Source organism: Kribbella sp. NPDC023855 (assembly GCF_040639475.1).
In the GTDB taxonomy this organism is placed as follows: Bacteria; Actinomycetota; Actinomycetes; order Propionibacteriales; family Kribbellaceae; genus Kribbella.
Genome location: NZ_JBFAAA010000003.1, coordinates 382,590 through 396,016 on the forward strand (window position 1 = coordinate 382,590; position 13,427 = coordinate 396,016).

A 13,427-nucleotide genomic window follows, 5' to 3' on the forward strand; every position below is an offset into this window, starting at 1 on the left:
AGGCACCAGATGTACACGAACGAGTCGGTCAAGGCAGAGGTCAGCTACCGCAGGGAGCGCCTCACCCGTGACTACCGCAGGGCCAACCGCAAGTCGGGGACCCGCCGCAGCATCGTCCACCTGTTCGCCAAGAGCGCCTGAAGGGAGGGACACCATGTTCACCACAGTTCAGTCAGCCCAGGCGGAGACCGCCTACCGCCAGGAGCGGATCAAGCGTGACTTCGGCCGGGCCGCCGCCCGCCGGGAGCGCCAGGAGACCGGCCAGCCGGAGCCGCGGCACGCTCGCCGCGTCCTGCGGCCCACCACGGCCGCATGAGCGCCGTGACCGCCGTCCCCGACCAGATAGTCCCGGTCGGGGACGGCGTTTCTTTGTCAGTAGGGACACAACGGACGGGATGCCGTCGATTTGTGTCGGCGCCAGGGGCGAAGATGGACGACGTGCCCTGGAACTCGACACCTCTCGTCGGCCGCTCGACCGAGCTGGCCGCACTGCTCAGCGCCGTGGACGAGGCGAAAACCCGCCGCGCCGGCGCGATCCTGCTGTCCGGTGACGCCGGCGTCGGCAAGACCCGGATGCTCGACGAGGTGGCCACCGGTGCGCACGAGCGCGGTTTCGGCGTCCTGGTCGGGCACTGCACCGACTTCGGCGACGCCGGCCTGCCGTACCTGCCGTTCACCGAGATCTTCGGCCGGCTGGCCGGCGAGCGGCCCGAGCTGGTCGAGAGCGTCCTGACCAACTTCCCGGCGATCGGCCGGCTGCTGCCCACCCACCGGCTGATCGGCGCCCAGCCCGTCCCGCAAGAGGGACAGCTGGACCGTGCTGCGCTGTTCGACGCAGTACTGGGTGCCTTCACCGCGCTGTCGACCAGCGAGCCGCTCGTGGTGATCATCGAGGACGCGCACTGGGCCGACGACTCCAGCCGCGACCTGATCGGCTTCCTGCTCACCCGGCTCACGTCTCAGCGGCTGGCTCTCGTCGTGTCCTACCGCAGCGACGACCTGCACCGGCGGCACCCGCTGCGCCGGCCGATCGCCGAGTGGTCCCGCAACCCGCGCGTACGCCGGGTCAACCTGCTGCCCCTGGACGACACCGACTCCCGCACCCTGCTGTCCGCCCTGCTCACCACGCCTCTCCCGGAGATCGAGCAGCTCCGGATCCTCGAGCGTGCGGGCGGCAATGCGTTCTTCACCGAGGAGCTGGCCGCTGCCGCGTCGATGGGCGACGCCGACGCAGTACCGCCGGACCTGGCCGACCTGCTGCTCGTCCGGCTCGACCCACTGTCGGACGACGCCCGCCAGGTCGCCCGGGTGATCGCAGTAGCCGGCCGACGCGTTCCCCACACGCTGCTGACTGCTGTGGCCGGCCTGCCCGACCGTGAGCTGGACGCGGCGCTGCGGGAACTGATCGACGCGCACATCATCGAGCACCCCGGCAACGCGAGCTACTACTTCCGGCACGCGCTGCTGGCAGAGGCTGTGTACGACGACCTGCTGCCGGGCGAGCGCGTGCGGCAGCATGCGGCGTACGCGAAAGCTCTGAAGGACCAGACAGTCGCCGGTACTGCGGCGGAGCTGGCTGGACACGCGACCAGGTCCCACGACCTGGCCACTGCTTTCGAGGCGCGAGTCCGGGCGGGGCAGGAGGCCATCTCGGTGGCGGCTCCGCAGGAGGCGCTGAAGCACTACGAGATGGCGCTGGAGCTCTACCCGAACGCGTCGAGCGACGCGAGCATCGACAAGACCTGGCTGATTGTCGAGACTGCGACGGCCGCGGCCTTGTCGGCGCAGCAACTGCGCGCCCTCAAGCTGCTGCGCAAGGCGCTGGCCGAGCTGCCGGCCGACGCCCCGCGGCTGCAGCGGGCTCAGCTGCTGATGCCGCTGGCCGACATCGCGCTGGCGATCGACCACGACCAGGAGGCGCACGAGGCCATCTCGCAGGCGATGCGGCTGACCTCGGACGAGCCGGCCAGCGTGTTCAAGGCGCAGGTCGCCTCGATGTACGCGCGGGTGTCGGACGCGCTCGGGCGGCCGATGGAAGCCGAGCGCTGGGCCAACGAGGCCTTGCAGATCGCGCGGGAGGTCGGCCAGGAGTCGGCCGCGAGCGACGCCGGGATCACGCTGGCGCAGTTGCGCCGGCGAGCTGGTGATCCGATCGCCGCGGCCAAGCAGTTGGAGGAGGCCGCGGTCCGCGCTCAGCTGACGGGCGACCCGGCGGCCGAGGTGCGCAGCCGGTTCCTGCTCGGCTCGATCTACTACGAGATGGGCGACCTCGCCAGCGCCAAGCCCGCGTTCCTGCTGGCCACCGAGCGAGCGGGCGAGCTCGGGCGTCAGTGGGCGGCGTACGGGTTCGATGCGCGGCGGATGCTTGCGCTGACCCAGTTCGTGCTGGGCGAGTGGGATGAGGCCGCGGCGACCGCGCAGATCGACTCGATGACGCCCGCTGCCGCCGCGGCGGCGTTGCGAGCGGTCGGGTTCGCTGTCCGCGGCGGGCGCGGCGACACCTCGGTCGCCGAGGAGCTGCAGCGGTTGCGCAAGTGGTGGACGCTCGACGTGATGCTGCCGATCATCGGTCTGCAGCCGGCCGTCGACGCCTATCTCCAGCTGAACCAAGTGGCCGAGGCGGAGAAGTTGCTGGCCGACGTGTCGTCGCTGCTCATCGACGTCTTCCAGACCGAGTGGTTCATGGCCCGGATCCGCTTCGCGGCGATCGGGCTGCAGGTGCTGTGCCAGCGCGCCGTCCACGAGCCGAGCGCGGCCGCCGAACTGGTGGCCCGCGGGGCCGAACTCGTGGCGGACGGTCAGGCCACGGCCGAGAAGGGGTTGCCGCCGGGCCGGGTGCTCGGTGTCGAGGGGATCGCGTGGCTGGCCCGGCTCGAGGCCGAGTGGGAGCGCCTGCGCTGGCTGGCCGACATCGACCCGCCGACGCCGGCGGAGCATGTCGCCACCTGGCAGCGAACCGTCGACGCCTTCGGGTACGGCGACGTCCATCAGCAGGCCTGGTCGCGACTGCACTTCTCCGCCGCGTTGCGGGCGGCCGGCAAGGTTGCCGATGCCAACGAGCAGGTGGCGCTGGCCAGCGAAGCAGCCCGGGAGCTCGGTGCCAAGCCGTTGCTCGATGCCCTCGGTGGAGCAGACGCCGGGGTCGGGCCGGCCGCGCTGACCGCCCGCGAGAGCGAAGTACTGGCTCTGCTGGCGGAGGGGCGGACCAACCGTCAGCTGGCTCGGGAGCTCTACATCTCGGAGAAGACGGTGAGCGTGCACGTCTCCAACATCCTGGCCAAGCTGGGCGTGCGCAGCCGGACCGAGGCAGCCGCCGTGGCCCGGCGGGACGGGCTGCTCGGCTAACAAAGTTCACCGAGCGTCAATTCTTGGTCACGTCAAGTATGTACTGACGTGTCCTCGGGGTGACATCCTCAACACCGTTCGCATCCGCCCCCCGCCCCCGCGGACGCCCTGCCGCCCCACGGGTGCACCCGCCCCGAAACGAGCACCCCATGCAAAACCCACCGCCCCCCACCCCCACCCGACCACCCGTGCACCGGCGGCGTCGCCGGGTTCTTGGTGTGGTTCTTGGTACGGCCGCTTTGATGGTGACGTCTGCCGCGGTCGCGTACGCCGCGCCGCCGCCGCACCTGCCGCAAAATGCCGGCGGGCTGGAGCAGTCCTTCTCGCCGGCCTACGACTACGACACCGACGGGTGTTACGCCGTACCAGCCATCGGTTCGAATGGCGCCCTCAACGGCGGCCTGAACACCACCGGCGCCGTCAACGGCAACTGCCACGACCAGTCCGACCTGGACAACTCGCAGACCTACGCCCGCTCGAAGTGCAACAACGGGTGGTGCGCGGTCGTCTACGCCAGCTACTTCGAGAAGGACCAGGCGGTGGCCGGCAGCGGACTCGGCGGTCACCGGCACGACTTCGAGCACGTCATCTCGTGGGTCAACCAGGCGACCAACCAGGTCGAGTACCTGACCACGACGCAGCACAGTGGCCGGGTCACCTACCCGCGCTCACAGGTGCGTTTCGACGGTACGCATCCGAAGGTCGTCTACCACAAGGACGGCGCGAGCACGCACTTCTTCCGGCTCGCCAACAGCAACGACGAACCGCCGGAGAACCACTACCACAACTGGCGCTATCCCCCGCTGGTCGACTGGAACGGCTGGCCGAGCACCGGCCTGCGCGACACCCTGATGAATGCCGACTTCGGTTCCGCGACGATCAAGATCACCGACAAGGACGACCGCTTCCGCAACCTGCTGAACGCCGCGAAGCCCGCCGCCGTCCCGTTCAACCCCTGGGCCTAGCACGAGGTGGGCGCCCGCTGCGCATGCTCTCAAGGCCGGGGGGTGATGGCCTGGGGAACAGGTACGTAGTGGGCGCCCACTATTACCGCGAACGCTGCCACGGGTCAGAGGTGGCGACGCAAGCGGCGCTTATTGGCGCGCAATCAAGTGCTGACCGAGCGATGCTGTGGAGAGCGCGGTCCGTGCCGGCCGCGTCGTGCTGCGTTGGGCGCGGTCCGTGCCGGCCGCGTGGTACTGCGTGGGGCGCGGTCTGTGGTGGCCGCGTCGTGTTGTGGTGGCTGGTTAGTGGTGGCCGCGCGAGCGGTGGTGATGGGCCGGCTGCGGGAACCAGGTCGGTTTGGGCTCTCGCCGTCGGCGTACCCGGACTGGTTCTTCGGGGTGGTGGACCGCGTGCAGGTCAGCCGGCGGTCGCGGACCGGGCTCGACGATGCGTTCGAAGACCTCCTGTGCCTGGCTGAGCTTCGCCAGCAGGACCGCGGTAACACCGGTCCCTGCCGCCGCAATCAACACCCAGAGTTGCCAAGACATGCCCTCACCGCCCCGTGATTGCCCCGTATCCCCCAGTGATCACTGTAACCCCAATGTTCTGACTTGGCGACAGTCTCGTTGCAATCCGTTACAGAGCGAGCTTCCCGAACCCAAAAGTTGCCCACCGCAATCACCAACGGTGACCACGGCAACAACTTCATCCCGCCCACCCGATCACCCTCCGTGACGAAAATCCCCACCACCGACCACCCGCACCAGATTCGCACCCAGCACCTTCCGAATCACCAAATCGCCCAGACCACGCTTCCGCAGCACCTCGGTACGTCTCGGCCCGTACCTGTTGGGGCTGCTATAGCCTCGGCGTCTTATGAAGGTGCTGAGTGCGGAGGACGTGCGGCGGACCGTTTCGATGCCGGTTGCGATTGGTGCTGTTCGGGCGGCGTTTCTGGGGTTGGCGGCGGGGGAGTTCGTGTTGCCGGCTCGGCAGGTCTTCGGAGGTGGGGCGGTGCTGGTGATGTCGGCGTACCACTCGCCGTCCAGGACCGCGGTGGTGAAGAAGATCGGGATCGCGCTCGACCAGCTCCCGGCGATTCGGGCGACCGTGATCTGGACCGGTGGTGGCGGTCAGTTCGTCGCTGATGGCACCTCGATCACCACCCTGCGGACCGGCGCGGCCGTCGGTGTCGCCACCGATCTGCTCGCCGCTCCGGACGCGACTCGCCTCACCCTCCTCGGTACCGGCGCCCAAGCCGCCGACCAGGTCCGCGCGGTTCTCGCCGTACGACGTATCGCCCACGTCGCCGTCACGGGCAGGAACCCCGACCGGGCTACCTCCTTGGCCGCGACTCTGTCCGCAGAGTTCCCCGACGTCACCTTCACGCCCGGTACCTCCATCGACGACGCGATCGCCACGGCGGACATCGTCTGCTGCGCGACCTCGTCATCCACCCCGCTCTTCGACGCGGCAGCCCTCCCGGCCAGGGTGCACGTCAACGCGATCGGTGCCTTCCGCCCGACGATGCGAGAACTCCCCCGCGACCTGCTCGCCACCGCCTCGACAGTCATGGTCGACCAGCGCGAAGCCGCCCTGGAGGAGTCCGGCGAGATCATCGACGCGGTCGGCGCGGGCGTAGTACAGGAACTCCTCGAGCTGGGCACTGCCCTCGCGAGCCCAATACCCACACCAACCGGGCGCACGGTCTTCAAGTCCGTCGGCGTCGGCTGCCAGGACTGGGCCATCGCCAACGCCCTCGCGCAGTCGCTCGCCGCAGGCTGATCAGGTCCAGCTGAGGACGCCCTTGCGGTAGGCGTAGAGCAGGCCGACCGCGACGAAGCCGAGGAAGACGAACATCTCGATCAGGCTGGCCACGCCGACCGCCGCGAAGACGGTCGCCCACGGGAACAGATAGACGGCGTCCACGGCGAAGATCACATAGAGGTAGGCGAACAGGTAGTACCGGATGTGGACCTGCGCCCAGCCCTCACCGACCGGGTCGACACCGGACTCGTACGTCGTGAGCTTGTCCGCGGTCGGGTAGGTGATCGTCAGCGCCTTGTTGAGCGCGAAGGCCCCGAGCAGCCCGACCAGGCCGAGTCCGACGATCGCGCCGATCACGCCATAGGTCATGGCGACAGCCTAATTGGTGCAGAGCACCAACGCGTCGACGGCGACGATCGGGCCGTAGCCGGACTTCAGGTCGGCGACCTGGAAGCGCAGGCGGTTGACGCCGCGGATGTCGCGGGTCAGCCAGGTCTCGGTCTCCTGCTTCATGTCCACCGAGCCGATCACCGTGGTGCCGTTCAGCAGCGACGTCCGGATCGTGCCGTCGGTGATGTTGCCGAGCCACGTCCGCACCCCGCGGCAACCGGTGGTGTCGATGTCGCCCCAGACGTAGCCGCGCCGGTCCGCGATCAGCTCGGCCTCCGCCCGGCGCGGACCTTCGGACGGCGGTACGACGGTGAACTGCGGGTGCCCCTTGCCGCCCGTGGCGAGCAGCGGCTTCTTGAAGATCCCGCGGAAGACGTAGTGCGAGAAGCTGATCATCGGCGACACGGCCGCGGCGTACGGCGCCTGCGAGCCGATCGCCAGCCGGTACGTCTTCACGGACGCCGGAAGCGTCGGCGGGATGGTGACGCTCGACCCCGAGGTCACCCCGTGGCCGACCTCCTCCCACCTGCGCAGCTTCGACGACCAGCGCTGCAGCGAGACGCGCGTCCTGGGCGCGGGCGCCGGGGTGATCTGCCCGACCACGGTCAGCACGCCCTTGGTCGTGTTGGTGGTCTTGATGCTGGTGATCTTCACCGTCCGGACCGGCGTGGTCGAGACGACGGCGGGCGCGACCCTGGCGTCCGGAACCGACAGGGCGCTCTGGGCCGGCGCCACCGTGGCAGCACAACCACTGAGCGGAAGGACGGCAGCAACCAGCAGGCCAATGATCGGGCGCACGCCCATGGTGGAACTCCCTCGAGCCCGGGTTGGGCCCCGGGGTAGATCACAGCTTGATGAAGACACCCTGCCGGACCCGACTGCAGATGGCAAGCGAACGACTGCGGTACGTCACACTGACAGGTTTGCCGTCCTCCGCGGATTTGTTCTGCTGATCCCAGGCTGTGGACCATCCGGTCTTCTGCATGGTTCCGTACTAAGGGCGAACTAACATTGAGGTATCGCCCTGACTGGGGGGATCGACCTGTCCTTCACGAGAGGACCGGCCGACCCAAGCTTCGACTTGGAGATGAACAGAAAAGTGACCATCGAGGTCAAGCAGCTCGACCGCGTGGTGATCCGTTTCGCCGGCGACTCCGGCGATGGGATGCAGCTCACCGGGGACCGATTCACCGCGGAGACGGCATCGTTCGGCAATGACCTGTCGACGTTGCCCAACTTCCCAGCCGAGATCCGGGCACCTGCCGGAACGTTGCCGGGGGTTTCGTCGTTCCAGTTGCACTTCGCCGACCACGACATCCTGACGCCGGGTGACGCGCCCGACGTCCTGATCGCGATGAACCCGGCCGCGCTGAAGGCGAACCTGAGCGACGTCCCGCGCGGCGCGACCCTGATCATCGACACCGCCGACTTCACCGCACGCAACCTGAAGCGGATCGGGTACGACGAGAACCCGCTGGAGACCGGCGAGCTCGAGGCGTACCACGTGATCGGCCTGAACCTGACCGGTATGACGGTGGAGTCGGTCAAGGAGTTCGGGCTGTCCCGCAAGGACGCGTCCAGGGCGAAGAACATGTACGCCCTCGGGCTGGTCTCCTGGCTGTTCCAGCGCCCGGTCGAGTCGACGATCGACTTCCTGCAGTCGAAGTTCGCCGGCAAACCGGACATCCGCGACGCCAACATCGCGGCGTTCCGGGCCGGCTACAACTTCGGCGAGACCGCCGAGGAGTTCTCGGTCCGGTACGAGGTGAAGCCGGCCCGGATGGCGACCGGCACCTACCGCAACATCTCCGGCAACCTCGCACTGGCGTACGGCCTGGTGGCGGGCGCGCAGCGCGCGGGTTTGCCGCTGGTGCTCGGCGCCTACCCGATCACGCCGGCCTCCGACGTGCTGCACGAACTGTCGAAGCTGAAGCGGTTCGACGTGACCACGATCCAGGCCGAGGACGAGATCGCCGGTGTCGGCGCCGCCCTGGGCGCGTCGTTCGGTGGCGCGCTCGGCGTGACCACGTCGTCCGGTCCGGGCATCAGCCTGAAGTCCGAGACGATCGGTCTCGCCGTGATGCTCGAGCTGCCGCTGGTGGTCTGCGACATCCAGCGCGCGGGCCCGTCGACCGGCATGCCGACCAAGACCGAGCAGGCCGACCTCCTGCAGGTCATGTTCGGCCGCAACGGCGAGGCGCCGCTGCCGGTGGTCGCCGCGCAGTCGCCCGCCGACTGCTTCTCGATCGCGGTCGAGGCGACCCGGATCGCGGTCACCTACCGCACCCCGGTGATCGTGCTGTCCGACGGCTACCTGGCCAACGGCTCGGAACCCTGGCAGATCCCGCAGATCGAGGATCTGCCGACGATCGACCCGAACTTCACGGTCGGCCCCAACGCGACCAACGCCAAGGGCGAGCCGGTCTACCTTCCCTACCTGCGTGACCCGGAGACGCTGGCGCGAGCCTGGGCGATCCCCGGTACGGCGGGTCTCGACCACCGCATCGGCGGGCTCGAGAAGGAGGACAAGACCGGCAACATCTCCTACGACCCGGCCAACCACGACCTGATGATCCGGACCCGCCAGGCGAAGGTGGACGGCATCACCGTCCCGCCGCTGGAAGTGGACGACCCGGACGGTACGGCGAAGGTCCTGGTCCTCGGCTGGGGCAGCACCTACGGCCCGATCGGGGCCGGCTGCCGCCGGGTCCGCAAGGTCGGCGGCAAGGTCGCCCAGGCGCATCTGCGGCACCTGAACCCGTTCCCGCCGAACCTCGGCGAGGTGCTCGCGAAGTACGACAAGGTGCTGGTCCCGGAGATGAACCTCGGGCAGCTCGCGATGCTGCTGCGCGCGAAGTACCTGGTCGACGTCGTCTCCTACGCGCAGGTGCGCGGCATGCCGCTGGGCGCCGCCGAGCTGGCCGAGGTGATCGGCAACCTGGTCGAGGAGACCGAAGGGATCGACGACGACGCGCGCCACCTCGGCGAGGCCGCCGCCAACCTCACCCACGGCGAGGCCCTGAACATCCAGCCGAACGGCATCCACCACCCGGAGGGAGCACGATGAGCACCGTCGATCTCGGTCTGCCGGGGGGAATGCACAGCCTGCCGGGCGGACTGCGCGGCGTACCGGCCGCGACCGAGCCACAGAGCCGCAAGGAGTACGTGTCGGACCAGGAGGTCCGGTGGTGCCCGGGTTGCGGCGACTACGCAGTACTGGCTGCTTTCCAGGGCTTCCTGCCCGAGCTCGGGATCAAGCGCGAGAACGTCGCGATGGTGTCGGGGATCGGGTGCTCGTCCCGCTTCCCGTACTACCTGTCGACGTACGGCATGCACTCGATCCACGGCCGCGCCCCGGCGATCGCGACCGGGCTCGCGGTGGCCCGGCCGGACCTGAGCGTCTGGGTGGTGACCGGTGACGGCGACGCGCTGTCGATCGGCGGCAACCACCTGATCCACACCCTGCGCCGCAACGTGAACCTGAAGATCCTGCTGTTCAACAACCGGATCTACGGCCTCACCAAGGGCCAGTACTCGCCGACCTCCGAGCCCGGCAAGGTCACCAAGTCGACGCCGATGGGCTCGGTGGACAACCCGTTCAACCCGGTCTCGCTGGCGCTCGGCGCGGAGGCGACCTTCGTCGCCCGCACGGTCGACTCCGACCGCAAACACCTCACCTCGGTACTGCGGGCCGCGGCCGAGCACCGCGGTACGGCGTTCGTGGAGATCTACCAGAACTGCCCGATCTTCAACGACAACGCCTTCGACGCGTTCAAGAACCCGGAGACCCGCGACGACGCGATCATCCCGCTGGCGCACGGGGAACCGATCCGTTTCGGCACCGACGGCCACCTCGGCGTGGTCCGTGACGGCTTCGCCTCACTGGCGGTCCGCGAGGTGGCGGACCTCCCCGGCGGTGAGTCCGACCTGGTCGTCCACGACGCCCACACCGACGACCCGGCGTACGCGTTCGCCCTGTCCCGCCTGACCGACGCAGGCGTCCTCCACCAGGCCCCTATCGGCATCTTCCGCTCGGTGGACCGGCCGGCGTACGACGACATGGTCCGCCAGCAGGTGGCCACCGCCCACGAAACCGCCGGCGGCAACACCAACCTCCAGTCCCTCATCACCGGCACCGACACCTGGACGGTCGACTAGGTACGGCAAGCGCTCAGGACGGCCCTGTGTACTTCTTCAGTGCGGCTACCAGGGCCGCTTCCGAGAGTTTCAGGTGTTTGCGGAGGGTTTGTTCGCGGGCGGCCGGGTCGTCGGAGCCCTTGGCGAGGTCGGCGTAGAGGGCGTTGACCTTGTCCAGGCCGTACTTCGTGACGAGGTACTCGACGATGAGCCAGCTGACGCCGTAGCTCTCCTCGTCGTAGTCGCCGTGGAAGATGCCGTCGATGGGCAGGACGACCAGCGGTTTGACGGACTTGCTCAGCAGCTTGTCGCGCCAGTCGGCGACCTGGTCGGCGCTGCCGCTCTGCTCGGCGAGGCGGTTCTCGACGTACATCGCGAAGCCCTCGACCAGCCAGGTCGGCGCGCTGTTGCCCAGAGTGGACAGCGCCGCGTGGGTGAACTCGTGCGCGAGCAGGAACCGGTCCGAGGTCTCGCGGTAGGTCGGGTTGATCACGATCCGGCTGCCCGTGACCTTGAAACTGGTCAGCGCGGCGTCGGTGGGTGAGTAGTTCCGGACCGAGACGGCGCCGGCCGGATGACCGCCGGTGGCCCATTCGGTATCCATCGATTTGCGGTCGCGCATCGCGATGACCAGGATCCCCTGCTGAGCCCGCCGAGTCGCGAGCCGTACCGCGGGCAGGGCCTCCCTCGACTCCTGCACCAGCCGCCGGGCGTTGGCCCCTTCGCCGGCCGGTACTACGACCAGCACGCCCCCTCCCCGGGCGACCTCGATCGGGCCGAGATCCCAGGGTTCGCGATAGGTACCGCGATCGGATTCGGCGGCAAGATCGTCGTCGGCCACCAGCAGCCAGCGGCCGCCTCGCTGGGCAAACGTGTAGCCGAGCGGGGTGGCCCGCGGCGCCGCGTCGATCCCCTCGATCTGCAGCACCATCATGAGCCGGACGGCCCACCCGTCAGTGCCGTGCTTCTCCGGAACGAAACTAGTCTCCCGGGCATAGCTGAACTGCTTCAGCCCGAGCTTCCGCAGATTGGCGAACACCTGCTTGTCCCGCTGCACCAGCTTGGCGTTCTTCGCGTCCACAGTGGCCAGGTACTGCGGCAGCCGGCCCGCCAGCACAGCCGCCGCGCGAGCCTTCAGTACTGCGTCGATCTCGGTCAGCATCTGCGTCTCGGCATCCGGCACAGAGCCCGTCGCAGTCGGCGTCACCGACACCCCACCGCCACCCGGCGCGGGCCCCGGATCCTCCCGCCCCACCACCGACCACGCCACAGCAGCCACGGCCACCGCGAGAGCGGCTCCCCCGGCAACCCACACCGCCCGCCCCGGCCCACGCTTGACCGGCGCGCCGGTCAACTGCTCGTCATCCATCGCAGAAACCCTCGCCTATCCCCCCAGCCGAACCCACCCAGGCCCAGCCGGCAAAGGATACCGCCCACCCGCCGGCAGGCCGCCGTACCTGCAGCTTTTGACAGGCCGGCTAGAGCAGGTGGCTGACGGTGTGGATGACGAGGCCTACCAAGGCCCCGACGACGGTGCCGTTGATGCGGATGAACTGGAGGTCGCGGCCGACGTGCAGTTCGATCCGGGCGGCGGCTTCGCGGCCGTCCCAGCGTTCGATGGTGTCGGAGATGACGGAGACGATCTCGGTGCCGTAGGTGCGGACCACGTAGCCGACCGCCTCGGCGGCGCGGGTGTCGACCTTCGCGATCAGCGTCTCGTCGGTCTGCAGCCGCTTGCCGAAGTCCTGGATGGTCTGGGTGGCGCGCACCCGCAGCGGGCCCTCGGGGTCGCCGATCGCGTCGATCAAGGAGGTCCGGACGGCGTCCCAGACCGCGGTCAGGCTGGTGCCCATGTCGGGGTGGCTGAGCATCCGCCGTTTGAACGCCTCGAAGCGTTCCATCATCTCCGGGTCGTTCTGCAGGTCGTCGGCCAGCTGGACCAGCAGCCGGTCGACCGCCTTGCGGGCCGGGTGCCGCGGATCATCCCGTACTGCGGCCAACCAGGCGAGCGCCTCGCGGTGGATCCGGTCGATGACGATCGAGTCGACCCAGCGGGGTGACCACCTCGGCGCCCGCGGCGCGACCACCTCGGCCAGCGTCTCGCGGTTCTCGGCCAGCCAGTCGTAGGCCTCGACCATCAGCAGGTCGAACAAGGCGTGATGCGCGCCGTCGTCCACCACCGAGGCGAGGAAGTGCCCGGCGATCGGGCTGAGCGGCTCCTTGGCGAAGCGGGGCAGCAGCGAGCCGCGGACGAACGCGGTGACGTCGTCGTCGCCGAGTTTCGGCAGCGCGGCGCCGACCGTTCGGGCACCCTCCTCGACGATCCGCTCGGCATGGTTGCCGGAGGCAAGCCATTCCCCGGCCCGGCGGCTCACCTCGGCGCTGCGCATCTTCTCGGCCACGACTTCCTCGGACAGGAAGTTCTCGGTGACGAACTGCTCCAGGCTCTCGGCCAGCGCGTCTTTGCGGGTCGGCACGATCGCCGTGTGCGGGATCGGCAGCCCGAGCGGATGCCGGAACAACGCGGTCACCGCGAACCAGTCGGCCAGCGCACCGACCATCGCCGCTTCGGAGGCCGCGTTCACGTACCCCCACGCACCGCCGTGGTGCAGCGTCAGGACGTAGACCACCGCCGCCAGTACCAGCAGGGACAGCGCCACCGTCCGCATCTGCCGCAACCCGCGCCGGCGAACCAGGTCCGGGCCACTCAACGTCAACGTCGCCATACCCCGATCTAACCAATCAACCGAAACCGCCCCAACCGGGGCGCCGCTGGTACTGCAACTCACACGTTGCACATCAAAAGGCGACGTGCAATCCTGGAGTTGCACATTGGACGGTGC

General features: G+C 69.0%; 13 protein-coding genes. 7 read left to right on the forward strand and 6 right to left on the reverse strand.

Annotated elements, in window-relative coordinates; all coding sequences use genetic code 11:
- Window positions 1-9 precede the first annotated feature (9 nt).
- The 4 genes from AB0F51_RS12640 to AB0F51_RS12655 all read left to right on the forward strand — a co-directional run bounded on the left by AB0F51_RS12640 (window position 10) and on the right by AB0F51_RS12655 (window position 4,310).
- Window positions 10-141, forward strand: coding sequence for a hypothetical protein (locus AB0F51_RS12640; protein ID WP_360278301.1), 132 nt, complete (start codon window positions 10-12; stop codon window positions 139-141).
- A gap of 13 nt (window positions 142-154) precedes the next feature.
- Window positions 155-316 (forward strand): hypothetical protein, encoded by a 162-nt coding sequence (locus tag AB0F51_RS12645; RefSeq protein ID WP_360278304.1) that lies wholly within the window; start codon window positions 155-157, stop codon window positions 314-316.
- 113 nt (window positions 317-429) lie between these two features.
- Window positions 430-3,345, forward strand: coding sequence for an AAA family ATPase (locus tag AB0F51_RS12650; RefSeq protein WP_360278306.1), 2,916 nt, complete (start codon window positions 430-432; stop codon window positions 3,343-3,345).
- 242 nt (window positions 3,346-3,587) lie between these two features.
- Window positions 3,588-4,310 (forward strand): NPP1 family protein, encoded by a 723-nt coding sequence (locus AB0F51_RS12655; protein WP_360278309.1) that lies wholly within the window; start codon window positions 3,588-3,590, stop codon window positions 4,308-4,310.
- Between the two features lie 282 nt (window positions 4,311-4,592).
- On the opposite strand, the gene AB0F51_RS12660 is transcribed toward AB0F51_RS12655, so the two are convergent.
- Window positions 4,593-4,838, reverse strand: coding sequence for a hypothetical protein (locus AB0F51_RS12660; protein WP_360278312.1), 246 nt, complete (start codon window positions 4,836-4,838; stop codon window positions 4,593-4,595).
- Between the two features lie 328 nt (window positions 4,839-5,166).
- Between AB0F51_RS12660 and AB0F51_RS12665 the strand changes: the two genes are divergently transcribed.
- Window positions 5,167-6,075: an ornithine cyclodeaminase family protein gene (locus AB0F51_RS12665; protein ID WP_360278315.1), complete on the forward strand. Its 909-nt coding sequence runs from the start codon at window positions 5,167-5,169 to the stop codon at window positions 6,073-6,075.
- Here the strand turns inward: AB0F51_RS12665 and AB0F51_RS12670 are convergent, their stop codons facing one another.
- The 3 genes from AB0F51_RS12670 to AB0F51_RS12680 are packed head-to-tail and all read right to left on the reverse strand — an operon-like array spanning window position 6,076 to window position 7,432.
- Window positions 6,076-6,426 carry an NADH-quinone oxidoreductase subunit A gene (locus tag AB0F51_RS12670; protein WP_360278317.1) on the reverse strand — a complete coding sequence of 117 codons (351 nt, stop codon included), beginning with the start codon at window positions 6,424-6,426 and terminating at the stop codon, window positions 6,076-6,078. It abuts the gene before it with no gap.
- Window positions 6,427-6,435: 9 nt separating this feature from the next.
- A complete protein-coding gene (locus tag AB0F51_RS12675) occupies window positions 6,436-7,251 on the reverse strand; it encodes a hypothetical protein (RefSeq protein ID WP_360278320.1) in 816 nt (271 codons plus the stop codon).
- A gap of 40 nt (window positions 7,252-7,291) precedes the next feature.
- Entirely contained in the window at window positions 7,292-7,432 is a 141-nt protein-coding gene (locus AB0F51_RS12680; RefSeq protein WP_360278323.1) for a hypothetical protein, read from the reverse strand.
- Window positions 7,433-7,534: 102 nt separating this feature from the next.
- Here AB0F51_RS12680 and AB0F51_RS12685 point away from each other — a divergent pair, with 102 nt between their 5' ends.
- On the forward strand, window positions 7,535-9,514 hold the full coding sequence (locus AB0F51_RS12685) for a 2-oxoacid:acceptor oxidoreductase subunit alpha (protein ID WP_360278326.1): 1,980 nt from the start codon (window positions 7,535-7,537) through the stop codon (window positions 9,512-9,514).
- A complete protein-coding gene (locus tag AB0F51_RS12690) occupies window positions 9,511-10,605 on the forward strand; it encodes a 2-oxoacid:ferredoxin oxidoreductase subunit beta (protein ID WP_360278329.1) in 1,095 nt (364 codons plus the stop codon). The genes AB0F51_RS12685 and AB0F51_RS12690 overlap by 4 nt, the downstream gene beginning before the upstream one ends.
- 13 nt (window positions 10,606-10,618) lie before the next feature.
- On the opposite strand, the gene AB0F51_RS12695 is transcribed toward AB0F51_RS12690, so the two are convergent.
- Window positions 10,619-11,953: a hypothetical protein gene (locus AB0F51_RS12695; RefSeq protein WP_360278332.1), complete on the reverse strand. Its 1,335-nt coding sequence runs from the start codon at window positions 11,951-11,953 to the stop codon at window positions 10,619-10,621.
- Window positions 11,954-12,062: 109 nt separating this feature from the next.
- Complete coding sequence (locus AB0F51_RS12700; protein WP_360278335.1) at window positions 12,063-13,310, reverse strand: DUF445 domain-containing protein; 1,248 nt, start codon at window positions 13,308-13,310, stop codon at window positions 12,063-12,065.
- Window positions 13,311-13,427 lie beyond the last annotated feature (117 nt).